We start from the raw sequence: 26,212 nt of genomic DNA on the forward strand, positions 1-26,212 counted from the left end.
GAGCCGTCGAGAGGAGCCCGACCGTGCAGCGGAAGGCGTACGTTCCCGGCATCGCCGCGCTCCTCGCGGCTCTGCTGGCCGGCTGCACCGGAGGTTCGGCAAGCAACGGCACGGCGGCCGACCCCAAGCCGGGCGACGTCAGCGTGAACACCCCGGCCGCCCAGCCGGGCAAGTACCGCACGCTCCCGGAGGCCTGCGCCGCGGTGAGCCACGACAGCCTGGACTCCCTGCTGCCCGGCATCAAGCAGATCACCGACCAGGACCAGCGCGACACGGCGTACGAGGGCCAGGCCACCCTCACCTACGACACCGACCGCCGCGTCGGCTGCGGCTGGAAGGTGGAGTCCACGGACGCCACCGACCATCTCGGCGTCGACTTCGAGCGCGTGGTCTCGTACGACAACGCGGTGAGCGACGAATCCCGCGCCCAGGACATCTACGCGACCGAGGAGACCGCGGCGAACCTCCCCGAGGCCTCCGCTTCGGCCACGCCGTCCGACACCGCTTCCGCCACCGCCACCCCCTCGGCGACCTCCTCCACGTCCGCCTCCTCGACCTCCTCCGCCTCCGCCTCGACCTCGGCCGGCCCGAGCGAGACCCCCGCCGACCTCCAGCCCCGCAAACTCAGCAGTCTGGGCGACGAGGCGTTCCTCGACGACAAACTCAACCCCGGCTCCGCGACGGCTCAGCAGCGCACCGTGACTGTGGTGTTCCGCACGTCCAACGTGATCGTGAGGATCGAGTACGCCGAGCAGCCGACCGCTTCCACAGGCACCCCGGACAGCGAAGAAATGCAGGACAAGGCCCGGAATCTGGCACAGAAGCTGGTCGACCGGTTCAACGGCTAGCGGGTCCGCCGGGGCGCGGGGGCACCCCGTGCCAACCCCTCGAACAGGAAACGCATGGCTGCCTCACCGCGTACCGTGGCCCCTCGGACCCGACCGGCCGCACCAGCCACGTGCGGTCGCACCACGAGCGCCACGAGTGAAGGAACCATGCACCGACCAGCACAGCGAGTAGGCCGAGCCCCGCGACTCACCCGCATCCTTGTCAGCGCAGCCGCCGTCCCGGTGGTGCTCGCCGCCGCCGGTTGTTCCTCGGACTCCGGCTCCGGCTCGGGATCGGGTTCGAGCGCCGACAACGCCGCCCAGAAGGGCACGGCCGCGGCCTCGTCCGCGTCCCCGAGCAGTTCCGCGGACGCCGTCAAGCCGGCCGCGTACGCGACGCTGCCGTCCCCTTGCTCGGTGTTCTCGAAGAAGACGCTGGGTGAACTCGTACCGAAGGGCCTGAAGTCCGCCAAGTCGGGCAAGTCGGACGACGCGAAGGATCGCAGCAGCTGCTCCTGGAACAGCCTCGACAACAAGGGCGTCAAGGGTTCCCAGTTCCGCTGGCTGAACGTCTCCCTGCTGCGCTTCGACTCGGACGCGACCCGCGGTGAGGGCAACCAGCTCGCGCAGGCCTACTACGACAAGCAGGTCAAGGACGCGCAGACGGTGACCGGCGCGACGGGCGCCCGGTCGGAGCCGGTCTCCGGGATCGGCGACGCGTCGACGGCGGTGCGCTACGGCCTGAAGAAGAAGGAAGGCTCCTTCAAGCAGCAGACGGTCGTGACGCGCGTCGAGAACGTCGTCATCACGCTCGACTACAACGGCGCCGGTCTCGCCGGCGACAAGGCCCCCAGCGCGGACGACCTGACGAAGGCCGCGGAGAAGGCCGCCAAGGAGGCGGTGGCCGCGGTGGCCTCCACGAACCAGGACGGCAGCCGGGCGACCACCGCCCCGTCGCAGTCGGCCTCCCCCTCCAAGTCCGCGAGCCCCTCGAAGTCGGCTTCCCCGTCGGCGTCGGCCAGCTCCAAGCCCTCGGCGTCGGCCACCAAGAAGAACTGACATTCGAGAAGTACGGACATTCAACGGGCGTCGGCGCGCAACTCGACTGCCCAGCAGGGCATTTGACGGAGCCCGGCCACCTCGCGGGCCGGGCTCCTGCCATACCGGCCACCCGTGCGCCGTACACATGTGCCACCCTGTTGCGCGCAACAACACGCAAGGAGAGGGGAGTACAGGTGGCCGCGCCAATCCAGCTCACACGAATGCACCGGATTCTCATCGGTGTGGTCGTCGCCGGTGCGCTCGTCATCGCGGGTATCGGCTTCGCCGGTTCGTACGCGGCCGTGCGCGAGCTGGCCCTCAAGAAGGGCTTCGGGAACTTCGCGTACGTCTTCCCGATAGGCATCGACGCGGGCATCTGCGTCCTGCTCGCCCTGGACCTCCTGCTGACCTGGATCCGCATCCCCTTCCCGCTGCTGCGCCAGACGGCGTGGCTGCTGACGGTCGCGACGATCGCCTTCAACGGCGCGGCGGCCTGGCCCGACCCGCTGGGCGTCGGTATGCACGCCGTCATCCCGGTCCTGTTCGTGGTCTCCGTCGAGGCGGCCCGGCACGCGATCGGCCGGATCGCGGACATCACCGCCGACAAGCACATGGAGGGCGTCCGCCTCACCCGCTGGCTGCTCTCTCCGGTCCCGACCTTCCTCCTGTGGCGCCGGATGAAGCTGTGGGAGCTGCGCTCCTACGAGCAGGTCATCAAGCTGGAGCAGGACCGTCTCGTCTACCAGGCCCGCCTCCACTCCCGCTTCGGCCGCGCCTGGCGCCGCAAGGCCCCGGTGGAGTCGTTGATGCCCCTGCGCCTGGCCCGCTACGGCGTGCCGCTCGCCGAGACCGCCCCCTCCGGCCTGGCGGCCGCGGGCATCGATCCGGCGCTGCTGCCCCCCGCACCGCAGTTGGAGGCGGCGCGCGAGCCGGAACCGACGGCATCCGTCGTACAGAGCAACGCGGCGCCCGTCCGGGAACAGCTTCCCGCCGCCGAGGCGAACGAGCCCCCCGAGCAGCCGGAGGACTACGCCGAGCCGCAGAGCCAGTGGCTTCAGGCGCGGGACCCCCAGTCCATCGCGTATCAGGGCGGCTACGACCCGACGTACGACCCGGATGTCGCGTACCGGCAGTGGTACGAGGAGCAGCAGCAGGCCGAGCAGTTCGAGGAGCAGCAGCGGTTCCGGGCTCGGCAGCAGTTCGAAGAACAGCAGCGGTTCGAGCAGCAGACGTTCCCGCAGCAGCGGTACGAGGAGCAGCCCGCCCCCGCCCCGGAGCCCTCTCCGGAGGACACCGGTACCTTCCCGATCCCGTCCGGCCCGGGCCGTACCCGTGAGCTGGGCGCGGGCGGCGGCTCGGAGCCGACCGAGGAGGACTACTACCTGGTCTTCAAGAAGTCGATAGACGGCAGCTATCCGACCTCGGGCCAGTTCAGGGGCGACGTGGAGGCGACGTACGGCACCACGCTCCCGCAGCGCGAGGCCGACCGCATGGTCAACCGCTTCACCAACCGCCACACCGCGGAACTCCAGGAAGACCACATCGCGTAGGCACGTCAGCGTGCACGAGAAGGGGGCGCCCAGTGTTCACCGGGCGCCCCCTTCCTCGTACCGCCGCGGGCCCTACGCGCCGAGCAGCTTGCGCACCCGGTCCTGTCCGACCGCGAGCAGCAGCGTGGGCAGGCGCGGACCGGTGTCACGCCCGACCAGCAGGTGGTACAGCAGCGCGAAGAACGTGCGCTGGGCGACCTTGATCTCCGGCGGGAGCTCCTTGGCGGTCGCGTCGGCGGGGAAGCCTGCCTGGACCTTGGGGACGCCGTAGACGAGGTGGGTCAGGCCGTCCAGGGACCAGTTCTGCTCCAGTCCGTCGAGGAGCAGCCGCAGCGACTCGCGGCCCTGGTCGTCGAGCGACTTGAGCAGTTCGACGTCGGGCTCGTCGCGCACGACGGTGCGCTCCTCGGCCGGCACCTGGGTGTTGATCCAGGTCTCGGCCTTGTCGAGCCGGGGCCGGGCCTCGTCCAGGGAGGCGAGCGGGTTCTCGGGGTCGAGCTCGCTCAGGATCCGCAGGGTCTGGTCCTCGGCGCCGGCGGTGATGTCGGCGACAGAAGCAAGGGTGCGGTACGGCATCGGGCGGGGGGTCCTGGGCAGCTCTCCGACGGCGGTGCCGACCGCGCGCGCGTACGCGGCGGCGTCGGCCGGGAGGACCGAGCCGTCGGCGACCTTGCCCGCGAGCTTGTCCCACTCGTCGTACAGCCGCTGGATCTCCTGGTCGAAGGCGATCTTGAACGACTGGTTGGGACGGCGGCGGGCGTACAGCCAGCGCAGCAGCTGCGGTTCCATGATCTGGAGCGCGTCGGCCGGGGTGGGCACCCCGCCCTTGCTGCTGGACATCTTGGCCATGCCGGAGATGCCGACGAACGCGTACATGGGACCGATCGGCTGCTTGCCGCCGAAGATGCCCACGATCTGGCCGCCCACCTGGAAGGAGGACCCCGGAGAGGAGTGGTCGACCCCGCTCGGTTCGAAGATGACGCCCTCGTAGGCCCAGCGCATGGGCCAGTCGACCTTCCAGACCAGCTTGCCGCGGTTGAACTCGTTCAGCCGGACGGTCTCGGAGAAGCCGCAGGCGGAGCAGGTGTAGGCCAGCTCGGTGGTCTCGTCGTCGTACGAGGTGACGGTGGTGAGGTCCTTCTCGCACCGGCCGCAGTAGGGCTTGTACGGGTAGTACCCGGCGGCCGAGCTGCCGTCGTCCTCGGCGGCGGCGCCGGAGCCTTCGGCGGCTTCGAGCTCGGCCTCGTCGACCGGCTTCTGGCCCTGCTGCTTCTTCGCGGGGCCCTTCTTGGTCCGGTACTGGTCGAGGATCGCGTCGATGTCACCGCGGTGCTTCATCGCGAACAGCACCTGGTCGCGGTAGACACCGGAGGTGTACTGCTCGGTCTGGCTGATCCCGTCGTACTCGACGCCGAGCTCGGCCAGCGCCTCGACCATGACGGCCTTGAAGTGCTCGGCCCAGTTCGGGTGCTCCGAGCCCTTCGGGGCCGGGACGGAGGTCAGCGGCTTGCCGATGTGCTCGGCCCAGGACTCGTCGATGCCGGGGACGCCGGCCGGGACCTTGCGGTAGCGGTCGTAGTCGTCCCAGGAGAGCAGGTGGCGCACGGTGTGCCCGCGGCGGCGGATCTCGTCGGCGACCAGGTGCGGGGTCATGACCTCGCGGAGGTTGCCGAGGTGGATCGGGCCTGAGGGGGAGAGGCCGGACGCGACGACCACAGGTTTGCCCGGGGCCCGACGCTCCGATTCCTCGATGACCTCATCCGCGAAACGGGAGACCCAGTCGGTGGTCTCGGTGCTCTGAGCCACGATCGGCACGTCCTTCTTTCTCATACGCCAGTACGGCTGACGCCACCATTCTCCCAGCTCGGGCGTGAACCGCGAAAACGGCTTTTCACCGCATGGGATACTGGCTTTCCTGTACTCAGAAACTCCTGGAACCCGAGCAGAACGGCAGCCACTCCATGGCCTCGGTCACGTCCCTCACCGCCTCCGTCCACCAGCGCCTCGCGGACGCCCTCTCGGCAGCCCTGCCGGAGGCCGGTTCCGCGGACCCGCTGCTGCGACGAAGCGACCGGGCCGACTTCCAGGCCAACGGGATCCTGGCCCTCGCGAAGAAGGCGAAGGCGAACCCGAGAGAGCTGGCGACGCAGGTCGTGGCGCGGGTCGAGTCGGGTGACGTGATCAAGGACATCGAGGTCTCCGGGCCCGGGTTCCTGAACATCACGATCACCGACAAGGCCATCACCGAGAACCTGGCCGCGCGGTACGAGGACGGCGAGCGCCTCGGTGTGCCGCCGGCCGAGAACCCGGGCACCACGGTCATCGACTACGCGCAGCCGAACGTGGCGAAGGAGATGCACGTCGGTCACCTGCGTTCGGCGGTCATCGGCGACGCGGTGGTCCAGATCCTGGAGTTCACCGGCGAGAGCGTGGTCCGGCGCCATCACATCGGCGACTGGGGCACCCAGTTCGGCATGCTCATCCAGTACCTGATCGAGCACCCGCACGAGCTGGACCACAAGGGTGCGGCGGAGGTCTCCGGCGAGGAGGCCATGTCGAACCTGAACCGGCTCTACAAGGCGGCGCGGACGCTCTTCGACTCCGACGAGGAGTTCAAGACGCGGGCGCGGCGCCGGGTGGTCGACCTCCAGGCGGGCGAGCCCGAGACCCTCGCCATGTGGCAGAAGTTCGTGGACGAGTCGAAAATCTACTTCTACTCGGTCTTCGACAAGCTGGACATGGAGATCCGGGACCCGGACGTGGTCGGCGAGTCGGGCTACAACGACATGCTGGACGAGACCTGCCACCTCCTGGAGGAGTCGGGCGTGGCGGTCCGGTCCGACGGCGCGCTCTGTGTGTTCTTCGACGATGTGAAGGGCCCGGACGGCAACCCGGTCCCGCTGATCGTGAAGAAGTCGGACGGCGGGTACGGCTACGCGGCGACCGACCTCTCGGCGATCAGGGACCGTGTCTTCAACCTCAAGGCGAACACCCTCGTCTACGTGGTCGACGCCCGTCAGTCCCTGCACTTCAAGATGGTCTTCGAGACCGCGCGCAGGGCGGGCTGGCTGGGCGACGACGTGCAGGCGCAGCAGCTGGCCTTCGGCACGGTGCTGGGCAAGGACGGCAAGCCGTTCAAGACGCGTGAGGGCGAGACGGTCCGGCTGGTGGATCTCCTGGACGAGGCGATCGAGCGGGCCACCGCCGTCGTGCGGGAGAAGGCCGAGAAGGTGGGCCTGAGCGAGCAGGAGATCGAGGAGAACGGCCGGTACGTCGGTGTCGGCGCCGTGAAGTACGCGGACCTCTCCACCTCCGCCGTCCGGGACTACAAGTTCGACCTGGACCAGATGGTCTCGCTGAACGGCGACACGTCCGTGTACCTCCAGTACGCGTACGCCCGTATCCGGTCGATCTTCGGCAAGGCCGGCGACCGTACGCCGCTGGCCCACCCGGAGCTCGAACTGGCCCCGGCGGAGCGGGCGTTGGGTCTGCACCTGGACCGGTTCGGGGAGACGCTGGACGAGGCCGCCGGCGAGTACGCCCCGCACAAGCTGGCGGCGTACCTGTACCAGCTGGCGTCGCTCTACACGACGTTCTACGACCAGTGCCCGGTCATCAAGCCGGCTCCCGCACAGGAGGTCGCGGAGAGCCGCCTCTTCCTGTGCGACCTCACCGCCCGCACGCTCCACCAGGGCATGGCCCTGCTGGGCATCAGGACGCCCGAGCGTCTCTGATCTCCCGCAGGGCGCCCGGCCCGGCGTGTCCGGCCCGATAGCGCCCGATCCCGTAGAACCTGATCCCGTAGGCCGCTGACGCGCCTGCGGGATCAGGCGTTTCCGCACCCGGACGCGCGTACGCACGATCACCCGAGCGGGTACCCCTGCCCGCCCTGGACTGTTACTCACTTTCGGGTGACAGCGCAGGTCGTGGACGGGTGGCGCGGCATGGCGAAGAAGTGGCGCAGGCCAGTACTGATGCGGCCACACCCCCCGAAGGGGCGTCAACCCGACACACCTTCACAAAACGTGCACACTACAGGCGACTATCACGACAATGTCGTTGATCAGCAACGCCCTCCGATTCCGGGACGTAGCGGAGCACTTCAGTCGGCAAGCTATGCGGTGTCCGGCCAGCAGGCCGGGTGCACGAACAGCGGGCCGACGGCACGATCCTGTCGCCATGGCCCGCCAGTACCCCAAGGGGGCACCCATGACCGCTTCGCAGACCTTCACGGCCCGTCGCCTGGCCGCCGCCGCTCTGTCCGCCGCCGCGCTGGTGGGGGCAGCAGCCCTGCCGGCGGCAGCCGACGGAGCCGCGCCGCGCGGTTCGCAGGTGGAGATCAGCAAGGTCCAGTACGACGCCCCGGGACACGGCTCCAGGTCCAACCGCTCGCTGAACGAGGAGTGGGTGCAGATCACCAACAGCGGGCGCGAGAGTGTGAACCTGGACGACTGGACGCTGTCCAACCGTCAGGGCCGCGTCTACACGTTCCACCACCTGCGCCTGAACGGACACTCCACCGTCCGCGTCCACACCGGCGTCGGCCGTGACACCTACCGCGACGTCTACCAGGACCGCCGCAACTTCGTCTGGGACGACCGCAAGGACACCGCCACGCTCCGCAACGACCACCGTCGCGTGGTCGACACCATCTCCTGGGACGCCAGGCACCACGGCGACGACGGTCGCGGGCACGGCGACGACGGTCGCGGGCACGACGGTCGCGGTCCGGGCCACGGCCACCGCTGACCCCTGGCGGGTCGGGACCGGCGCACGGACTGCGCCTTCCCCGACCCGCGCCTGACCCTCTTCGCGCGGCGTGCCACGAACCACCTGTGGCACGCCGCGCACGTGTGCCCCGGCCGTCCAGGACCTCGTGGGCGGACCCCGAGGCGCGTTGTCAGTGGCGGGCCCTAAAGTCACCGGCATGGCGACACTTCCGAACCCGCTGCCCTCGCTGGCGGCAGATCCGAGCGGGCGCGCGCTCGGCCTCGAACTCCCGCCCGGGAAACTGATCGACGCGACAAACGAGGGCCCCTGGCACGAGCCGTTGCTGTGGCACGCCGAGGCGCCGGCCGCTCCCGGAGACTGGGCCACACTGGGTTTTGCCCCGCGCACGGCCGGCCTGCTCCCGCTCCTCATAGACGTCGGCGGCAGCCAGGGCGGCCCGGAGGAATGGGAGTTGATGCCCGAGGAGACTTCGTATCCGGGGGATCACGACGCCGAAGAAGTACTGGCGGGGTACTGGGAGGAGTACGCGCAGGACGAGCTCGAAGCCGACGCGGACTACCCCGGCAAGGAAGCGGTCACCGAACTCTTCGGAGAGGCGAAGGAGTTCACCGAGACGATCGCGCCGCACGGCGTGCAGTGGCCCGGCCTGGCACCGGCCACCGCGCCCGAGGCGGACGCGGACGACCGGGCCACCGAGGTAGCCGACTCCCTCGCGGGCGGCGGCTCCTGGCTGAAGGAGCCGCGCCTCGCCCTGGTCCCGGCGCGTCGCAGCGCGGACATCCCGGCGGCGATCGGCTGGTCCGGTCCGGTGAACTACGAGGGCGACGTGGCCCGCCTGTGCGCGGTCCTGCGCTCCTGGGAGGACCGCTTCGGCATACGGGTCGTGGCCCTCACCTTCGACCAGCTGGTCCTGTCGGTGGCGGCCCCGCCCACGACGGCGGCCGAGGCCGAGGCGGTGGCCGCCGAGCACTTCGCCTTCTGCCCGGACAACATCACGCAGGGCGAGAGCGAGACGCTGCGCGCGTACGCGGCGGACGAGGTGCTCGGCAGGCGGGTGTGGTCCTTCTGGTGGGACTGACCGGTCCCTCGTCCACCGAAGCGTAGAAGGACGGCCGGTCTTTGGGGCGCGGGGAACCGCGCCCCCACGCCCCCACCCGCCCGCAGGCGGCGAACGCACCCGGGAGTCAGGGCTTGATGCCCGTCACCGCGTACACATTGATGTCCGCGTCCGTCACGTCATTGATGTCGCGATAGCGGACCTTCTCGATCTCGTCGAGGGTGGCAAGGTACGCGGGATCCGCCTTCTCGGGCAGCGGAGCCGCACCGTCGGGCCGCCAGCGGTGCACGGGCACGACACCCGGCTCCTCCACCTCGAGCCCGTTCTCCGTGAAGAACCGCTCCACCTCGGCCCTGGAGCGCAGCACGAACGTGAACCCCCGCTCGGTGAACGTCCGCTGAACCGCCCGGATGTTCTCCGCGTTGAGGTCCTCGGTGAGGTGGCTGAGCACGAGCCGGCTGCCCGAAGGCAACGCCTCCACGAGCTCACGCACGATCGGATAGGCCGCCTCGTCCTCGATGAAGTGCAGGATCGCCACCAGCACGAGCGCGATCGGCTGCTCGAAGTCGAGGGTCTTCGCGGCCTCTTCGAGTATCCGCCCGGGCTCCTCGAGGTCCGCGTCGATGTAGTCCGTCTGCCCCTCCGGCCCGCTGGTGAGCAACGCACGCGCGTGTGCGAGCACAACGGGGTCGTTGTCGACGTACACGACCCGCGACTCCGGAGTGATCCGCTGCGCGATCTGGTGGACGTTCTCCTGCGTCGGCAAGCCGGTACCGATGTCCAGGAACTGGCGGACACCCGCTTCCTGGGTCAGCGTGTTGACCGCCCTGCGCAGGAAGTCCCGGTTGTGCCGGACATCGAGGTACCCGCGCGGATTGGCCGCGATCGCCGCGGCGGCCGCGGACCGGTCGACCGGGTAGTTGTCCTTGCCCCCGAGGAACACGTCGTAGACGCGCGCCGGGTGCGCCTTGGTGGTGTCGATCCTCCTTCTCAGCTCGGCGGGGTCCTGGCTGAGAGCATCACCGGGCATAAAGCCTCTCCCTGGAGAGTCGCGTCATTCAACGGGCAACAACCTAACTCCTAGGGGGACTTGATAGTGCCCGTCTCCTGGCTAACCTGTCGCGGCCGTCCCCCACTCGCTGCCGCCCAGCGGGTAGTCGTACGCGGGCCGCCCCACATTCCCGCTCGTCCGGAACGGCTTCCCGTTGTCGTCGATACGCACCGTGCCGCTGCGCGCTCCGCTGGACCAGTCGAGCTCCAGGTACCAGCTCACGTCGTGCGCCCGCGCGTCCGCGAAGACGTAGAAGACCTCGGGATCGGACTCGCTGACCTTGTAGGGGAAGTCCCGCTGCCCGGCCTTCGGGGTGGTCACGGGCCGCCCCGCGTCGAGATCCACGGCGAAGGACTTCGTCTCCACGCCGCCGCCGCAGCCGACGCCCATCGCGTAGTCGTTCCAGGCGAGCGGCGCGTTCTTCCCCACCACCCGCACGTGCAGCCCGTCCAGGACCACGGTGGCCTTCCCGGTCCCCTGCACGGTCAGCGCGAGCATCTGCTCCTGACCGGCGACCCCGCCGAGCGCCGTGACCCACCCGCGCGCGTCCGACTCGTTCGGCGGCGGGGGCACCTGCTCGGCCTTCCGGTTCACCAGGTAGTGCTGGCTGCACGGGCCGTCCCACTTGTACGGGTTGGCGGCCACGAGGGGCGCGGTGGCGCCGTCGGCGATGTCCTGGCCCGTACTGCCACCCGAAGCCGCCGTCGCGACGGACGCCCCGGGCTCAGCGACGTGCGAGGCGGAGACGGAGGCGCTGACCGAGGCGGACGGCTCCCGGTGCTTGCCGCCGGCCGACGCCGTCCCCCGCGGACTCTCCCCGGGACCGGACGACGCGGCGGCCCCCAGGACCTCCCGCCCCCCGCTCCCGTCACTCTTGCCGCCCGGCACGAACCGCACCGCGAGCGCGGCGGACGCGAGCACCGCGACGACGGCGACCGAGGCGAGGAGGACCGTACGCCGTCGCCGCCCCCTGCTCGAAGCCTCATCCGAGGGCCCGCCGACGCCCTCCGACGCCACACCCGGCTCCCCGGAGGAGCCCTCCGCCCCCACCGGCGTCACGACCGCCGCACCCGTCACGGACTCCATGTCCGCCACGGACTCCATATCCGCCACAGGCACCACATCTGTCACAGGCGCCGCATCCGTCACGGGCGCCGCGGACGCCCCCTTCTGCCCCCGCAGTACATCCGCCCGCACCCACCGCCGATGCAGCTCCACCAGCTCCTCGGGAGTCGCCCCGCACACACGCGCGAGCCGCTCCACGGGTGCGTAGTCCGTCGGTACGGCGTCCCCGTTGACGTACCGATGCAGCGTGGACGTACTCACGTGCAGCCGCCTCGCGAGCACCCCATAACTGAGTCCGGACCGCTCCTTCAGCTCCCGCAGCAGCCCCGCGAACTCGTCCCCGTCCACCGTTCCTCCATCCCCCGCGTCCCGGTCCCCGTTCCAGGGGGCCGGTATTCCCCCTGGTCAGACCCCCTACGAACGTTCCGGCGTCCCGCATCTCCCGGCAACCGTGGCGCCCGGGACGGATCAACCGACAAGCTGTGGTCATCCAAGCACGCCGCTCCCCTCGACCGGTCGAGCGGCCACCGACCAGCCACACCCACAGGGGGCTCACCCATGTCCGCACGCACCGCCCGCACCCGTCTCCTCGCCGCCACGACGGTCGCGCTCGCCGCGCTCGCCCTCACGGCGTGCGACAACGGAAAGGGCGTACGTGACGAGGGTCCGTCCGCCGCGTCCAATTCCTCGTCTTCCTCGTCTTCCTCGTCGCAGCCGACCGGCTCCACGGCCGACGGCGGTACGACGGCGAAGCCGGCGGGTGAGACCGGGGGCTCGACGGCCGTCCCCAAAAGCACCGCCACTCCGGGCACCAACACGACGGGCGGCAACGGCGGCTCCGGCTCCGCGGGCAAGAACGGCGGAGGCACCACGACCACGCGGAACCCGGCCTGCAACGGCGCCAACACCAAGACCACCGCGACCGAGGTCTCCCGCCCCCTCAACCACATGCTCCTCAGCGTCACCAACATCGGTGCGAGGAACTGCGATCTGACCGGCTACCCGATCGCCCGCTTCGGCGAGGCCCAGTCGGTCCCGCCGGTCGCCGAGTCGACCCACCCCCAGGCGGTCGTCACACTGGCCCCGGGCGAGTCCGGCTACGCGGGCGTCCTGCTCTCGGCCGCCGACGGCAGCGGCGACAACGGCTACACGGCCAAGACCCTCGTCGTCGGCTTCGCCAAGGGCCGCAGCGCGACCCCGGCGCTCCCGTCCAAGGGCGTGTACGTGGACGACAAGCTCACGGTGACGTACTGGCAGCAGAGCCTGGACGACGCGCTGGCCTACTGACCGGCTGCCAGGCCCTGCCGGAGCTTCTGCGCGGCCTCGGTGGCCCAGTAGGTGAGGATGTTCTGGGCGCCGGCCCGCTTGATGCCGGTCAGCGTCTCCAGGATCGCCTTGTCGCGGTCGATCCAGCCCTTCTCGGCCGCCGCCTCGATCATCGAGTACTCGCCGGAGATCTGGTAGGCGGCCACAGGGACGTCGACGGAGTCCGCGACCCGCGCCAGGACGTCCAGATACGGTCCCGCCGGCTTCACCATCACCATGTCGGCCCCCTCCTCCAGATCGAGGGCCAACTCCCGCAGGGACTCCCGCGCGTTGGCGGGGTCCTGCTGGTACGTCTTGCGGTCGCCCTTCAGCGAGGAGGCCACGGCCTCCCGGAAGGGCCCGTAGAAGGCGGAGGCGTACTTCGCGGTGTAGGCGAGGATCGCGACGTCCTCGCGCCCGATCTGGTCCAGGGCGTCCCGGACGACCCCGATCTGACCGTCCATCATCCCGCTGGGCCCCACCACGTGGGCCCCGGCGTCGGCCTGGACCTGGGCCATCTCGGCGTACCGCTCCAGGGTCGCGTCGTTGTCGACGCGGCCTTCCGCGTCGAGCACTCCGCAGTGCCCGTGGTCGGTGGTCTCGTCGAGACACAGATCGGACATGACGATCAGTTCGTCGCCGACCTCGGCGCGCACGTCACGGAGGGCGACCTGCAAAATCCCCTCCGGGTCGGTCCCGGGGGTTCCGACGGCGTCCTTCTTCGCGTCCTCCGGCACGCCGAAGAGCATGATCCCGGAGACCCCGGCCTCCACGGCCTCCAGCGCGGCCTTCTTCAGGCTGTCGCGCGTGTGCTGCACGACGCCGGGCATCGTCGCGATGGGAACCGGCTCGCTCACCCCCTCCCGTACGAACGCGGGGAGGATGAAGTCGGCGGGGTGCAGCCGGGTCTCGGCGACCATGCGCCGCATGACCGGCGTCGTACGCAGCCGCCGCGGCCGCGTACCGGGGAAGGATCCGTACTTCGTCATGCCCTCTACGCTACGCCCGCCTCACGACCCCCCTTGCCGACACCGTGCCGGTACCCGGTTCGCTCGGCTGACGGCCGGTGCCCCAGGGGCGCGGGGAACTGCGCGACCAGCCCCCACCCACCCGCAGCCGAAATAACACCGGGGGTATGAGGGGCGAAGCCCTCATACCCCCTACGCACCCCTACGCGCCCTTACGTCGTACGACGCCTCCGCGCCCCCGGCCTCCGCTCACTCGGCCGAGTAACCGGATCCCCCGCCTCCGCGGCGGCAGCCCTCCGCCGGAGACCGAAGTCCGCCAACGCCTCGGCCAGCTTGTGCACGGACGGCTCCGGAGCCATGACATCGACCCGCAGCCCGTGTTCCTCCGCCGTCTTGGCGGTGGCCGGACCGATACAGGCGATCACCGTCACGTTGTGCGGCTTGCCCGCGATGCCTACGAGATTGCGTACGGTCGAGGACGACGTGAAGAGCACGGCGTCGAAACCGCCTCCCTTGATCGCCTCCCGCGTGTCCGCCGGCGGCGGCGAGGCCCGTACGGTCCGGTAGGCCGTGACGTCGTCGACCTCCCAGCCCAGGTCGATGAGCCCCGCGACCAGCGTCTCGGTGGCGATGTCGGCCCGCGGCAGGAACACCCGGTCGATCGGGTCGAACACCGGGTCGTACGGCGGCCAGTCCTCCAGAAGGCCCGCGGCCGACTGCTCACCGCTCGGCACCAGATCCGGCTTCACGCCGAAGGCGACCAGTGCCTTCGTCGTCTGCTCGCCCACCGCCGCGACCTTGATCCCGGCGAAGGCCCGCGCGTCGAGCCCGTACTCCTCGAACTTCTCCCGCACGGCCTTGACCGCGTTCACGGAGGTGAAGGCGATCCACTCGTAGCGGCCCGTCACCAGGCCCTTGACCGCACGCTCCATCTGCTGCGGCGTCCGCGGCGGCTCGACGGCGATCGTCGGCACCTCGTGCGGCACGGCTCCGTAGGACCGCAGTTGGTCGGAGAGCGAGGCCGCCTGCTCCTTCGTCCGCGGGACGAGCACCTTCCAGCCGAACAGCGGCTTGGACTCGAACCACGAGAGCTGCTCACGCTGAGCCGCGGCGGAACGCTCACCGACCACGGCTATCACCGGGCGCCCCCCGTCCGGGGACGGCAGCACCTTCGCCTGCTTCAGGGTCTGGGCGATCGTCCCGAGCGTGGCCGACCAGGTCCGCTGACGCGTCGTCGTACCGGCGATCGTCACCGTCATCGGCGTGTCCGGCTTGCGACCCGCCGCGACCAGCTCGCCCGCGGCGGCGGCCACGGAGTCCAGCGTCGACGAGACGACGACCGTCCCGTCCGACGCCCCGACCTCGGCCCAGCACCGGTCGGACGCCGTACGTCCGTCGACGAACCGCACGTCGGCGCCCTGCGCGTCGCGCAGCGGCACACCGGCGTATGCCGGCACGCCCACGGCCGCGGCGACACCCGGCACGACCTCGAACGGCACGCCCGCGGCGGCGCAGGCCAGCATCTCCTCGGCGGCGTACGTGTCGAGCCCGGGGTCACCGGACACCGCACGCACGACCCGCTTGCCGCCCCGCGCGGCCTCCATGACAAGATTGGCAGCGTCCCTCAACGCGGGGTCACCAGCGGTCGTTGACACAGCGTCAACAACCGCTAGTTGAGGCGTGCCTGTGCCCGGATACGTACTGGAAGACGTGCCCAAAGGCGTCCCCCCGTCCGCATTCGTACTCAGTACGGCGACGCCTTGTCTGGCATGGACGCGGACCATGTCGAGTACCTCGTACTCGGCGACGAGAACATCCGCGTTCGCCAGCGCCTCGACGGCGCGCAGTGTCAGTAGTCCCGGATCTCCGGGTCCGGCACCGAGGAAGGTGACGTGCCCGTGTTCGGGACCGGCGGGAAGGTTGGTGGGGCTCAATGTGCTCGCTCCCCCATCAGACCGGCCGCGCCCTTGGCAAGCATCTCGGCGGCGAGTTCACGGCCGAGCGCCATTGCTTGGTCATGTGTCTCGGGCACGGGACCGGTGGTGGACAGCTGCACCAGCGTCGTGCCGTCGGTCGTGCCGACGACGCCGCGCAGGCGCATCTCCTTGACAATCTGCCCGTCGGCCAAAAGGTCGGCGAGAGCACCCACGGGTGCGCTGCAGCCGGCCTCCAGGGCGGCGAGCAGGGACCGCTCGGCGGTCACGGCGGCCCGGGTGAACGGGTCGTCGAGTTCTCCGAGCGCGGCGACGAGATCCGCGTTGTCCGCGGCACACTCGATCGCCAGTGCCCCCTGGCCGGGGGCGGGCAAAACGGTGTCGACGGACAGGAAGTCCGTCACGTCCTCTATCCGCCCGAGGCGGCCCAGGCCGGCTGCGGCGAGCACGACGGCGTCGAGCTCCCCGCTGCGTACGTATCCGATCCGCGTGTCGACGTTCCCACGGATCGGGACCGTCTCGATCGTCATCCCGTGGTTACGGGCGTACGCGTTCAGCTGGGCCATCCGGCGCGGCGAACCGGTGCCGACGCGCGCGCCGTCCGGAAGCTCCTCGAAGCGCAGCCCGTCGCGGGCGACGAGCACGTCACGCGGGTCCTCGCGCAGCGGCACGGCGGCCAGCGCGAGCTCGTCGGGCTGCCCGGTCGGCAGGTCCTTCAGAGAGTGCACGGCGAAGTCGACCTCGCCGAGCAGCAGCGCCTCGCGCAGCGCGGTGACGAAGACGCCCGTGCCGCCGATCTGGGCGAGGTGCTCACGGGAGGTGTCGCCGTACGTCGTGATCTCCACGAGCTCGACGGGCCTGCCGGTCACCTGGCTCACGGCCTGCGCCACCAGCCCGGACTGGGCCATGGCGAGCTTGCTGCGCCTGGTCCCCAGCCTCAGTGCCGCCTTCTCATCTGGTCGCCCTTGGGGCGCTCCAGCCTGCCCCTGCGGCGCACGTGGCTCACGTGGCTCACTCATGCTCGCCCTCGGTTCTTGGCGTTCTCGTTGTTGTTCTCGGCCCGCGAGACGGAGGCGACCGTCTCGGGGTCCAGGTCGAACAGGGTTCGCAGCGCGTCCGCGTACCCGGCTCCACCGGGTTCGGCGGCGAGTTGCTTGACCCGTACGGTCGGCGCGTGCAGCAGCTTGTCGACGACACGCCGCACGGTCTGCGTGATCTCGCCCCGCTCCTTGTCGTCGAGGTCCGGCAGCCGCCCGTCGAGCCGCGCGATCTCACTCGCGACGAGGTCGGCGGCCATGGTGCGCAGCGCCACGACGGTGGGGGTGATGTGGGCGGCCCGCTGGGCGGCGCTGAAGGCGGCCACCTCGTCGGAAACGATCCTCCGCACCTGGTCCACGTCCGCCGCCATCGGCGCGTCCGCGGACGCCTCGGCCAGCGACTCGATGTCGACGAGCCGCACGCCGAGCAGCCGGTGCACGGCCGCGTCGATGTCACGGGGCATGGCGAGGTCGAGCAGCGCGAGCACGGGCGCGGGCCGGGGGGCCTCGGCGACCGGCTCGGGCCTGCGGCGCTCGGGCACCCGGCCGACGGTGGCGACGGCCAGGACGAGCGCGGCGATGGCGTCGGCGTCGGCCTCCGGGTCGAGTACGGCCGTCCCGCGCGGGGCACGGGCCGCGACATCGCCCTTGTCCACCCAGGCCGCGTGCTGCTCCAGCTCGGCGGCGGCCATTCCGGCGACGGCGGCCTCGCCGAGCACGGAGAAGCCGGCCGTGCCCTGCACGGCGGACAGGTCGAGCGGACAGTCGTCGTCGCTGCCGACGCTGGTGGGAGCGAGCTGCACCGGGGCGCCCACGGCCGTCGACGACGCCGTACGGCCGAGGTCGGCACCCCGCGCGGCAGGCTTCACCGTGACCACGGACTCTCCCGTACGTCCCTCCACGGCCGCCACGACCGACTCGGCCGTCAGGACGAGCCCGGTGGCGCCGGTGCACGAGATGGCGATGTCGGCACGTGTCAGCTCGACCGGCACCGAATCCATCGGTACCGCGCGGGCCAGCACGTCCGTGTCGCCGCCCTCGTTCTCGTTGAGGATCTGGGCGAGCCGCTCCGAGCGTTCCGGCGTGCGGTTGGCAATGACGATCTCGGAGACTCCGGCGCGCGCGAGCGTCGCCGCGGCCAGCGAGGACATCGAGCCCGCGCCGATGACGAGGGCCTTCTTGCCCTTGGCCCAGGCGTCGACGGCGGCGCCGGCCGACAGCTGCTGGAGGCCGAAGGTGACGAGGGACTGCCCGGCGCGGTCGATGCCGGTCTCGGAGTGCGCGCGCTTGCCGACCCGCAGCGACTGCTGGAACAGGTCGTTCAGCAGCCGGCCCGCGGTGTGCAGCTCCTGCGCGGTGGCGAGCGCGTCCTTGATCTGGCCGAGGATCTGGCCCTCGCCCACGACCATCGAGTCGAGCCCGCAGGCCACCGAGAAGAGGTGGTGGACGGCCCGGTCCTCGTAGTGCACGTAGAGGTGGGGGGTGAGCTCGTCGAGGCCGACCCCGCTGTGCTGGGCGAGCAGCGTGGACAGCTCGGCGACGCCCGCGTGGAACTTGTCCACGTCGGCGTACAGCTCAATGCGGTTGCAGGTGGCGAGCAGTGTGGCCTCGGCGGCCGGTTCGGCGGCGACCGTGTCCTGCAGCAGCTTGATCTGGGCGTCCGTGTTCAGCGTGGCCCGCTCCAGGACGCTGACCGGGGCGCTGCGGTGGCTCAGCCCGACGACGAGGAGACTCATGCCGGCATCACGGCGGGGACGTCCCCGTCAGGACCTTTGCCGTCGTCCTCCTGGGCGGCCTGGGCCACGGCGGCGGCACCGGCCTGGGCCTCGGCCTCCTCGCCGGCCTTGCGCTGCTCGTGGAAGGCGAGGATCTGCAGCTCGATGGAGAGGTCGACCTTGCGCACGTCGACGCCGTCCGGGACGGACAGGACGGTCGGCGCGAAGTTGAGGATGGAGGTGACTCCGGCGGCGACCAGGCGGTCGCAGACCTGCTGGGCCACGCCCGGAGGGGTGGTGATGACGCCGATGGAGACGCCGTTCTCGTCGATGATCTTCTCGAGGCCGTCGCTGTGCTGCACGGCGATCCCGGCGACCTGCTTTCCGGCCATCTCCGGATCGGCGTCGATCAGCGCGGCGACCCGGAAACCACGGGAGGCGAACCCGCCGTAGTTGGCCAGCGCGGCGCCGAGGTTACCGATACCGACGATCACTACCGGCCAGTCCTGGGTCAGACCCAGCTCACGGGAGATCTGGTACACGAGATACTCGACGTCGTACCCCACACCACGCGTCCCGTAGGAGCCGAGGTAGGAGAAGTCCTTGCGCAGCTTCGCGGAGTTGACCCCCGCCGCGGCCGCGAGCTCCTCGGAGGAGACCGTGGGTACCGAGCGCTCCGACAGTGCGGTGAGGGCTCGGAGGTACAGCGGAAGCCGGGCGACAGTGGCCTCGGGAATCCCTCGGCTGCGGGTCGCCGGTCGGTGAGTTCGGCCAGTTGCCACGGTGCTCCTGCGGGTAGCGCGGGGCTGCAGGCGGTCACACGTACCTAGACCGCCCCGTCGAATGCAGGCTATGTCTTTGTGAACGCGTGCACAAAGATGGTGTCCGATTTGCCCGGGCAACGTGACGGGGGTCACGCACTCCCGGCGCACCGGTATGGAACCGGCGCGCGCACCACTTCGTTCCGCTCCTGAAGGGGGCAAAACCGCACACTCTCCTCAACGAATCCCGCCCCCGAGACCAATCGCCGTCGATCCTAGGCGACTTTCCGGACCCGTTGGACTCACCGGTCAGGACGGGGTCCGGACCCGATCACGACACAATCCGGACGGAACACCACGCCGCGCCCCGCCCTCCAAGGCCGCGCCACACCGGGCCGCTACGGAGCGAGGGCTTTGCGCAGCCGCGCCTCGTCCACGCGCCAGAAGGTGTGCTGCGCCCCGTCCACCAGCACCACGGGGATCTGCTCCCAGTAGGCACGGTGAAGCCCTTCATCCTCGGTGATGTCCTTGTGCTCCCAGGGGACCCCGAGATCCCCACACACCTTCTCCACCACTTCTTGTGCGTCATCACACAGATGACAACCAGGCTTCCTGATGAGCGTGACCAGCCGCTCCGAGGGTGCCTTCTGCGTCGTACGGCGCCCACCGCGCCGGAACATGGAACTCATACGGGTCATTCTCCCGCCACCCGCGCGGCCCGGAGATGCCGGTCGGACGACTTCTTTAACGGCTCGGTCGCGGAGAGTTCACAGCCTCGCATCCTCTCGACTCCGGAAGCTCCGAACAAACTGGCTATGCTCACGACATGGCCGCTCTCGGATGGCTCACTCCCCGTAGGCGCTCCGCCACCGCGCGGAGCGTGTTGGCAGGCGAGGCCTCGGCGGAGGCAGCGCGCAAGTCCTCCCAGGAACTGGAGGAACTAGCCCACGACGCCGCGCCCGACGCCGACGCGCCCGACCAGGAACCGGAGTTCCCGGTCCTCGGCGACGAGAAGGCCGCGGCCTTCTTCGACCTCGACAACACCGTGATGCAAGGCGCCGCCCTCTTCCACTTCGGCCGGGGCCTGTACAAACGGAAGTTCTTCGAGACCCGCGACCTCGCCCGATTCGCCTGGCAGCAGGCGTGGTTCAGGCTGGCCGGCGTCGAGGACCCCGAACACATGCAGGACGCCCGTGACTCGGCACTGTCGATCGTCAAGGGCCACCGGGTCGCGGAGCTGATGTCGATCGGCGAGGAGATCTACGACGAGTACATGGCCGAACGCATCTGGCCCGGTACGCGCGCCCTCGCCCAGGCCCACCTGGACGCGGGCCAGAAGGTCTGGCTGGTCACGGCGGCCCCCGTGGAGATCGCCACGGTGATCGCCCGCCGGCTGGGCCTGACCGGTGCGCTGGGCACGGTCGCGGAGTCGGTGGACGGCGTCTACACGGGCAAGCTGGTGGGCGAGCCCCTGCACGGCCCGGCGAAGGCGGAGGCGGTCCGCGCGCTGGCCACCGCCGAGGGCCTGGACCTGTCCCGCTGCGCCGCCTACAGCGACTCCCACAACGACATCCCCATGCTGTCGCTGGTCGGCCACCCCTACGCGATCAACCCGGACACGAAACTCCGCAAACACGCTCGTACGTTCGAGTGGCGTCTGCGCGACTACCGCACGGCCCGCAAGGCCGCGAAGGTCGGCATCCCCGCCGCGGCCGGAGTCGGCGCCGTGGCCGGCGGCACAGCCGCCGCCATCGCCCTCCACCGCCGCCGCCGCTGACCCCCGGGGTCAGCGGGGGCTCGGTGCACAGTTCCCCACACCCCTAAAGCGGGGCTGCGCCCGGATCCCCGCCACCCGACACCCTTCGGCCACCGGCCGGTGGGGGCTTGGCGCGCAGTTCCCCGCACCCCTAAAGCGGGGCTGCGCCCCGGATCCCCCGCCCGCCCGACACTCTTCGGCCGTCGGCCGGTGGGGGCTGGGGCGCAGCCCCGCCCCCCAGGGGCGCGGGGAACTGCGCGCCAAGCCCCCACCCACCCGCAGTCAACAAGCCCACCCGGGGGTCTGGGGGCGGAGCCCCCAGGGATGGGACGGGTAGGGGCGGCGGGGGCGAGAAAAGCAGCCCAGGACACCCCACCGGAAGCCGGCCAATCCCCTGTCCTACCCCCGTGACCCCCCACCCAGTCACGCCACCCCCCACACGGCCACAACACGCCCCGCACCCAGACGGAACCCGAACCCATCCGATCAACAACCGGTCACTGTCCGGCACTTGATCAGGCGTCAATCGGTTACAGAAGCGACGTAATCGATGATTTGAGCAACTCGGTGTAGCGCTGCCTGTACGAAGCGTTATTCTCCTCAGACGCAAACCGGTACCCCTCCGTCGCTACGACGGGTGAACGGTCCCGCACTGCACGTGATGGAAGCTCTGCCTCTGGGAGTCCCGTGTACTCACACGTCGGGGTTGACGCCTCGGGCCTGGCTACGCTGCGCGCAACGGTCCTGGACCGCTTGCGCGGCTTCGTCCCCACCGCGTACGCCGTCCCCGCCCTCGCCGCCGTCCCCGCGCCCCTCGGCCCTTGCTACGCCCTGGCCGAGGGCAGCGCGGCGGTCGGCAGACGAGGCCGCTCGGGCTCGGCCGCCACGCCCACCGCACGCCGCCCGGCCGCAGACAGCGACAGCGCCCGGATGATGGATCTGGTCGAGCGCGCCCAGGCCGGCGAGGCCGACGCCTTCGGCCGCCTCTACGACCAGTACAGCGACACCGTGTACCGCTACATCTACTACCGCGTCGGCGGCAAGGCGACCGCCGAGGACCTCACCAGTGAGACGTTCCTGCGCGCCCTGCGCCGCATCGGAACGTTCACCTGGCAGGGCCGCGACTTCGGCGCCTGGTTGGTCACCATCGCCCGCAACCTGGTCGCGGACCACTTCAAATCGAGCCGATTCCGACTCGAAGTGACCACCGGCGAAATGCTCGACGCGAACGAGGTCGAGCGAAGCCCCGAGGACTCCGTCCTGGAGTCACTGTCGAACGCGGCCCTGCTCGACGCCGTACGACGGCTCAACCCCCAGCAGCAGGAGTGCGTCACCCTGCGCTTCCTGCAAGGGCTCTCGGTCGCCGAGACCGCCCGGGTGATGGGCAAGAACGAGGGCGCGATCAAAACTCTCCAGTACCGAGCCGTCCGTACCCTGGCACGGCTCCTCCCGGACGACGCCCGCTGAAACCCGTACGAACACCGGCCCGTACGAACACCCCCGTGATCCCACACACTCAGCGACGCTCAACTCACCTTCCGTGAAAGTCCGTTGACTTCACGGTCCGATCATCCGTCGTCCGTAACCCAAGTGCCGCGACGCTCGTTGTGCGGGATACAGGCTCCCTGTGGTCACGACCCGGCCATCGCCGATCACTCGATCGTGTGGATGTGCTCGGGGCGTGCAACCCTCAGGACCCCCTGGGGAGTCGACCGTCTTGACGAGAGGAGGTGCCGCCAGTGATCGCGAACGTATCGGCACACCGGCGGGCGAACGCCTTCGCCCAGGCCCTGGAGGAGCAGTCCGACCAGGGCACGGCGGCCGAGCAGCCCGATGGATCGGCACCGTCCCAGGCTGCGTCGGAACAGACCGAGCAGGGCCTGCTGTTGGCCCTCGCCACCGGTCTCGGCGAGCTGCCCAAACCGGAGCTGGACCCCGAGGTCAAGGTCGTGCAGCGAGCACAGCTCGTGGCAGCGATGGAGGCCATGCTGCTGGAAGGCACCGCCGCGGGGGGCGAAGGCCCGGACCGTTCCGTGCCCGAGCAGCGCTCGCACCGGGCACGGGGCGCACACCGGGCGACCGGATTGGGGAAGCTGCGACCGCGTTCGCGTTTGTCCAAGGGCCTGGCCGCGGGCGGGCTCACCGTGGGCGTGGCCGCGGGAGCCTTCGGCGGCGTGGCGGCCGCCAGCTCCGACGCCCTGCCCGGCGACTCGCTCTACGGGCTCAAACGAGGCATGGAGGACATCAAACTGGGCCTGGCCCACGGCGACAGCGACCGCGGCGAGCTCTACCTCGACCAGGCGTCCACACGCTTGAGCGAGGCACGCCGGCTGATGGAGCGCGGCCGCTCGGGCGACCTCGACCACGAGTCCCTGGGCGAGATCCGCCGCGCCCTGTCGGGCATGCAGCACGACGCCTCCGAGGGCCACCGCCTGCTGTACGAGGCATACGAGCGGGACGGTTCACTGGGCCCCATCCAGGCCCTGTCCGCCTTCGCCCAGTCGCACCGCGAGGCCTGGGGCGCACTGCGCGACCGGCTGCCCGTCCAGCTCGGCGACGTCAGTCAGCAGGTCTCGTCGGTGTTCGCCGCCATAGACGAAGAGGTCGACCCGCTGCTCCCGGGGGCTCCGGCGAAGGAGGGCACGGGCCGTCACCGGGGTGCCAGTTCGGACGCCCCCGGCTCGTCGTCCGGTACAGGCCGTCCGGCGCCCAGCGCCAGCAGCGGCTCCACCACCGGCAGCCACAGCAGCGGCAAGCCGAATCCGTCCAGCTCCAGCAGCACCGGCGAGGGCCTGCTCGGCGGCACCACGGGCGGTCTCCTGGACCCGCCCAAGGACACCACCAGCTCGTCCCCGTCGGCCGGCAAGTCCAGCCCGACGAGCGGCGCGCCGGACGTCACCCTGCCCCCGCTGCTGCCCGGTCTCCTGCCGGGCCTGGGCATCGACAGCGAGGACAGCAGGTAATTCCGCGCTACGTGGCTGGGGGCGCCCTTCTCAGGAAGGGCGCCCCCAGCCACGTACGTCCATCGCCGGCGGAATGTCCGGCGGAACATCCGTCAGAAGAAGACCGACCGGCGCTGCACCAGCAGCTTGTACAGCGTGTGCTGGATCTGCTCCCTGACCTGGTCCGTCAGGTTGAACATCAGCATCGGGTCCTCGGCGGCCTCCGGCGGATAGCCGTCCGTCGGGATCGGCTCGCCGAACTGGATCGTCCACTTCGTGGGAAGCGGGACGGCGCCCAGCGGACCCAGCCACGGGAAGGTCGGCGTGATCGGGAAGTACGGGAAACCCAGCAGCCGCGCCAACGTCTTCGCGTTGCCGATCATCGGGTAGATCTCCTCCGCGCCGACGATCGAGCACGGAATGATCGGGGCGCCCTGCCGCAGAGCCGTCGACACGAACCCGCCCCGGCCGAAGCGCTGGAGCTTGTAGCGCTCGCCGAACGGCTTGCCGATGCCCTTGAAGCCCTCCGGCATCACACCGACCAGCTCGCCGCGCTCCAGGAGCCGTTCGGCGTCCTCGGCGCACGCCAGGGTGTGCCCGGCCTTGCGGGCCAGCTCGTTGACCACCGGCAGCATGAAGACCAGGTCGGCCGCGAGAAGGCGCAGATGGCGGCTCTCGGGGTGGTTGTCGTGGACGGCGACCTGCATCATCAGGCCGTCCAGCGGGAGGGTGCCCGAGTGGTTGGCGACGATCAGCGCGCCGCCGTCGGTCGGGATGTTCTCGATGCCCTTCACCTCGACCCGGAAGTACTTCTCGTACAGCGGCCGGATCAGGGACATCAGGACCTGCTCGGTGAGCTCCTGGTCGTACCCGAAGTCGTCGATCTCGTAGTCACCGGTGAGGCGCCGGCGCAGGAAGGCGAGGCCACCGGCGACACGCCGTTCCAGCCCGCCGCCCACCCGCGCCTGTGATGTCGACGGCGCGTTGTCCGGCGTCGACGGCTGAGACGGCTGTTCCTCACGCGTCACAGGAACATCATCCTGCGGGAAGGTCCGGCCGGGCAGGGGCTGGACCTCACGTACCACCACGGGGTCGCCCTTGCGCCGGCTCCCCGCGGCCCGCCGCCGCGGCGGGCGCTGCACAGCACCCCCGCGCGACCGGTCGTCGTCGAACGGAATGACCTTGGCGTCCGCCATCGTCGATGCGCTCCTCAGTTGGCGCTCAGTGTCGGGGGGTGGCCGCCGCCCACGTAACGCAGCGCGGCGATCCGGTCGACGGCCCCCGCGAGGGCCTCGGGGGGCAGGAGTCCGGGCCCCCGGCTGCGTGCGAAGTCCGCGAAGGTCTCCGCGGTCGAGTATCTCGGTTTGTAACCCAGCGTCTCGCGCATCTGGTTCGTCGACACGACCCTGCCGTGGGTGAGCAGCCGCAGCTGCTCCGGCGAGAAGTCCGTCACGCCCAGGGTACGCACCGCCGTGCCCGCCCAGCTGAGCGCCGGCAGCAACAGCGGCACCGTGGGGCGGCCCAGGCGTCGAGCGCACTGCGAGAGCAACAGGACGCCGTCTCCGGCGATGTTGAAGGTGCCGCTGTTGAGCGTGCCGCGCTGCGGATCGTGCGAGGCGAGCCGCAGGACCTCGATCACGTCGTCCTCGTGCACGAACTGCAGCCGCGGGTCGTAACCGAAGACGGTCGGTAGCACCGGCAGCGCGAAGTACGAGGCGAGCGGCGAGTCGGCGCTCGGCCCGAGGATGTTCGCGAACCGCAACACACACACGGCGACGTCGGGCCGCCGCCGCGCGAAGCCACGCACATACCCCTCGACCTCCACCGTGTCCTTCGCGAAGCCGCCGCTGGGCAGCGACTTGGGCGGGGTGGTCTCGGTGAACACGGCCGGATCTCGCGGCGCGGACCCGTAGACGTTCGTACTGGACTTCACGACGAGCCGCTTGACCGACGGGGACTTCTGGCAGGCGCCCAGCACCTGCATGGTGCCGATGACGTTGGTCTCCTTGACCGTCGTCCGGCTGCCGCCGCCCAGCGCGATGCCCGTCACGTCCATGTGGACGACCGTGTCGACGGAGTGCTCGGCGAGCACGCGGGCGATCGTGGGCTGGCGGATGTCGGCCTGGACGAACTCGGCCTCGCCCAGATGATGCTCGGGCAGCACCGCGTCCACGGCGATCACCCGGTCCACCTGAGGGTCACGCTGGATCCGTCGTACGAACCGGCCTCCCAGCTGACGGGCCACTCCGGTGACGAGCACGACCTTCCCCAAGATCAGCGCCTCTCTTCCCGTTCTGGACGTGAGCCGACGTAGCTCTGCTCGTACCCTGCCGTGTTCCCCGTGTGCCGCCAACCTAGCGGGTTGATGTTGCGCTGTGATGACCACCCGATGCACGAAGTGACGACAGCCACGAACATACGATCAGACCAAGCCACACGGCACATGGGCGTATGCACAGCATCGCCCTCCAG

21 protein-coding genes are annotated in these 26,212 nt (G+C 70.4%); 10 read left to right on the forward strand and 11 right to left on the reverse strand.

Annotation, left to right across the window (positions count from 1 at the left end; genetic code table 11):
- Window positions 1–23 precede the first annotated feature (23 nt).
- The 3 genes from ACZ7M2_RS12625 (at window position 24) to ACZ7M2_RS12635 (ending at window position 3,418) form a co-directional block, all read left to right on the forward strand.
- A complete protein-coding gene (locus tag ACZ7M2_RS12625) occupies window positions 24–848 on the forward strand; it encodes a DUF3558 domain-containing protein (RefSeq protein WP_471595181.1) in 825 nt (274 codons plus the stop codon).
- A gap of 147 nt (window positions 849–995) precedes the next feature.
- Window positions 996–1,886, forward strand: a complete 891-nt coding sequence (locus tag ACZ7M2_RS12630; RefSeq protein WP_471595182.1) for a DUF3558 family protein — start codon at window positions 996–998, stop codon at window positions 1,884–1,886.
- A 203-nt stretch (window positions 1,887–2,089) separates the two neighbouring features.
- On the forward strand, window positions 2,090–3,418 hold the full coding sequence (locus ACZ7M2_RS12635; protein WP_471595241.1) for a DUF2637 domain-containing protein: 1,329 nt from the start codon (window positions 2,090–2,092) through the stop codon (window positions 3,416–3,418).
- Between the two features lie 72 nt (window positions 3,419–3,490).
- Here the strand turns inward: ACZ7M2_RS12635 and lysS are convergent, their stop codons facing one another.
- Window positions 3,491–5,233, reverse strand: coding sequence for a lysine--tRNA ligase (gene lysS, locus ACZ7M2_RS12640; RefSeq protein WP_471595242.1), 1,743 nt, complete (start codon window positions 5,231–5,233; stop codon window positions 3,491–3,493).
- Between the two features lie 146 nt (window positions 5,234–5,379).
- Between lysS and argS the strand changes: the two genes are divergently transcribed.
- The 3 genes from argS to ACZ7M2_RS12655 all read left to right on the forward strand — a co-directional run bounded on the left by argS (window position 5,380) and on the right by ACZ7M2_RS12655 (window position 9,227).
- The gene (gene argS, locus ACZ7M2_RS12645) at window positions 5,380–7,152 is read left to right on the forward strand and encodes an arginine--tRNA ligase (protein WP_471595243.1); all 1,773 of its coding nucleotides are present in this window, start codon (window positions 5,380–5,382) and stop codon (window positions 7,150–7,152) included.
- Between the two features lie 475 nt (window positions 7,153–7,627).
- Window positions 7,628–8,167: a lamin tail domain-containing protein gene (locus ACZ7M2_RS12650; protein ID WP_471595183.1), complete on the forward strand. Its 540-nt coding sequence runs from the start codon at window positions 7,628–7,630 to the stop codon at window positions 8,165–8,167.
- A gap of 178 nt (window positions 8,168–8,345) precedes the next feature.
- Entirely contained in the window at window positions 8,346–9,227 is an 882-nt protein-coding gene (locus tag ACZ7M2_RS12655) for a DUF4253 domain-containing protein (protein WP_471595184.1), read from the forward strand.
- Between the two features lie 106 nt (window positions 9,228–9,333).
- Here the strand turns inward: ACZ7M2_RS12655 and ACZ7M2_RS12660 are convergent, their stop codons facing one another.
- Window positions 9,334–10,236: an SAM-dependent methyltransferase gene (locus ACZ7M2_RS12660; protein ID WP_471595185.1), complete on the reverse strand. Its 903-nt coding sequence runs from the start codon at window positions 10,234–10,236 to the stop codon at window positions 9,334–9,336.
- A gap of 81 nt (window positions 10,237–10,317) precedes the next feature.
- Window positions 10,318–11,670 (reverse strand): helix-turn-helix domain-containing protein, encoded by a 1,353-nt coding sequence (locus ACZ7M2_RS12665; RefSeq protein ID WP_471595186.1) that lies wholly within the window; start codon window positions 11,668–11,670, stop codon window positions 10,318–10,320.
- Between the two features lie 210 nt (window positions 11,671–11,880).
- On the opposite strand from ACZ7M2_RS12665, the gene ACZ7M2_RS12670 reads away from it, so the two are divergent.
- Window positions 11,881–12,609 (forward strand): DUF4232 domain-containing protein, encoded by a 729-nt coding sequence (locus ACZ7M2_RS12670; protein WP_471595187.1) that lies wholly within the window; start codon window positions 11,881–11,883, stop codon window positions 12,607–12,609.
- Here the strand turns inward: ACZ7M2_RS12670 and hemB are convergent.
- The 6 genes from hemB to ACZ7M2_RS12700 form a co-directional block, all read right to left on the reverse strand.
- A complete protein-coding gene (gene hemB / locus ACZ7M2_RS12675; protein ID WP_471595188.1) occupies window positions 12,603–13,616 on the reverse strand; it encodes a porphobilinogen synthase in 1,014 nt (337 codons plus the stop codon). The two genes, ACZ7M2_RS12670 and hemB, sit on opposite strands and share 7 nt — an antisense overlap.
- Before the next feature lie 191 nt (window positions 13,617–13,807).
- Window positions 13,808–15,529 (reverse strand): bifunctional uroporphyrinogen-III C-methyltransferase/uroporphyrinogen-III synthase, encoded by a 1,722-nt coding sequence (locus tag ACZ7M2_RS12680; RefSeq protein ID WP_352046267.1) that lies wholly within the window; start codon window positions 15,527–15,529, stop codon window positions 13,808–13,810.
- Window positions 15,526–16,548, reverse strand: a complete 1,023-nt coding sequence (gene hemC / locus ACZ7M2_RS12685) for a hydroxymethylbilane synthase (RefSeq protein WP_471595189.1) — start codon at window positions 16,546–16,548, stop codon at window positions 15,526–15,528. The genes ACZ7M2_RS12680 and hemC overlap by 4 nt, the downstream gene beginning before the upstream one ends.
- Entirely contained in the window at window positions 16,545–18,302 is a 1,758-nt protein-coding gene (locus ACZ7M2_RS12690; protein ID WP_471595190.1) for a glutamyl-tRNA reductase, read from the reverse strand. The genes hemC and ACZ7M2_RS12690 overlap by 4 nt, the downstream gene beginning before the upstream one ends.
- Window positions 18,299–19,063, reverse strand: coding sequence for a redox-sensing transcriptional repressor Rex (locus tag ACZ7M2_RS12695; RefSeq protein ID WP_355310957.1), 765 nt, complete (start codon window positions 19,061–19,063; stop codon window positions 18,299–18,301). The genes ACZ7M2_RS12690 and ACZ7M2_RS12695 overlap by 4 nt, the downstream gene beginning before the upstream one ends.
- A gap of 377 nt (window positions 19,064–19,440) precedes the next feature.
- A complete protein-coding gene (locus tag ACZ7M2_RS12700) occupies window positions 19,441–19,740 on the reverse strand; it encodes a glutaredoxin family protein (protein WP_382273902.1) in 300 nt (99 codons plus the stop codon).
- A 128-nt stretch (window positions 19,741–19,868) separates the two neighbouring features.
- Here ACZ7M2_RS12700 and ACZ7M2_RS12705 point away from each other — a divergent pair, with 128 nt between their 5' ends.
- The 3 genes from ACZ7M2_RS12705 (at window position 19,869) to ACZ7M2_RS12715 (ending at window position 23,761) form a co-directional block, all read left to right on the forward strand.
- The gene (locus ACZ7M2_RS12705; protein WP_403705648.1) at window positions 19,869–20,819 is read left to right on the forward strand and encodes an HAD family hydrolase; all 951 of its coding nucleotides are present in this window, start codon (window positions 19,869–19,871) and stop codon (window positions 20,817–20,819) included.
- A 666-nt stretch (window positions 20,820–21,485) separates the two neighbouring features.
- Window positions 21,486–22,265, forward strand: a complete 780-nt coding sequence (locus ACZ7M2_RS12710; protein ID WP_054230018.1) for an ECF subfamily RNA polymerase sigma factor, BldN family — start codon at window positions 21,486–21,488, stop codon at window positions 22,263–22,265.
- A gap of 272 nt (window positions 22,266–22,537) precedes the next feature.
- On the forward strand, window positions 22,538–23,761 hold the full coding sequence (locus ACZ7M2_RS12715; protein WP_403705644.1) for a DUF5667 domain-containing protein: 1,224 nt from the start codon (window positions 22,538–22,540) through the stop codon (window positions 23,759–23,761).
- A 92-nt stretch (window positions 23,762–23,853) separates the two neighbouring features.
- Here ACZ7M2_RS12715 and ACZ7M2_RS12720 read toward each other — a convergent pair whose 3' ends face one another.
- Entirely contained in the window at window positions 23,854–24,936 is a 1,083-nt protein-coding gene (locus tag ACZ7M2_RS12720) for a lysophospholipid acyltransferase family protein (protein ID WP_471595191.1), read from the reverse strand.
- Window positions 24,937–24,950: 14 nt separating this feature from the next.
- A complete protein-coding gene (locus ACZ7M2_RS12725) occupies window positions 24,951–26,012 on the reverse strand; it encodes an NAD-dependent epimerase/dehydratase family protein (RefSeq protein ID WP_352046261.1) in 1,062 nt (353 codons plus the stop codon).
- Window positions 26,013–26,212: the final 200 nt, after the last annotated feature.

It is taken from the genome of Streptomyces sp. NPDC111507, from assembly GCF_055638955.1.

Coding starts and splice junctions, on each gene's coding strand:
- ACZ7M2_RS12630 (WP_471595182.1), top strand. CDS start 996: ATGCACCGACCAGCACAGCGAGTAGGCCGAGCCCCGCGACTCACCCGC.
- ACZ7M2_RS12635 (WP_471595241.1), top strand. CDS start 2,090: ATGCACCGGATTCTCATCGGTGTGGTCGTCGCCGGTGCGCTCGTCATC.
- argS (WP_471595243.1), top strand. CDS start 5,380: ATGGCCTCGGTCACGTCCCTCACCGCCTCCGTCCACCAGCGCCTCGCG.
- ACZ7M2_RS12650 (WP_471595183.1), top strand. CDS start 7,628: ATGACCGCTTCGCAGACCTTCACGGCCCGTCGCCTGGCCGCCGCCGCT.
- ACZ7M2_RS12655 (WP_471595184.1), top strand. CDS start 8,346: ATGGCGACACTTCCGAACCCGCTGCCCTCGCTGGCGGCAGATCCGAGC.
- ACZ7M2_RS12660 (WP_471595185.1), bottom strand. CDS start 10,236: ATGCCCGGTGATGCTCTCAGCCAGGACCCCGCCGAGCTGAGAAGGAGG.
- ACZ7M2_RS12670 (WP_471595187.1), top strand. CDS start 11,881: ATGTCCGCACGCACCGCCCGCACCCGTCTCCTCGCCGCCACGACGGTC.
- hemB (WP_471595188.1), bottom strand. CDS start 13,616: ATGACGAAGTACGGATCCTTCCCCGGTACGCGGCCGCGGCGGCTGCGT.
- hemC (WP_471595189.1), bottom strand. CDS start 16,548: ATGAGTGAGCCACGTGAGCCACGTGCGCCGCAGGGGCAGGCTGGAGCG.
- ACZ7M2_RS12690 (WP_471595190.1), bottom strand. CDS start 18,302: ATGAGTCTCCTCGTCGTCGGGCTGAGCCACCGCAGCGCCCCGGTCAGC.
- ACZ7M2_RS12700 (WP_382273902.1), bottom strand. CDS start 19,740: ATGACCCGTATGAGTTCCATGTTCCGGCGCGGTGGGCGCCGTACGACG.
- ACZ7M2_RS12705 (WP_403705648.1), top strand. CDS start 19,869: ATGGCCGCTCTCGGATGGCTCACTCCCCGTAGGCGCTCCGCCACCGCG.
- ACZ7M2_RS12720 (WP_471595191.1), bottom strand. CDS start 24,936: ATGGCGGACGCCAAGGTCATTCCGTTCGACGACGACCGGTCGCGCGGG.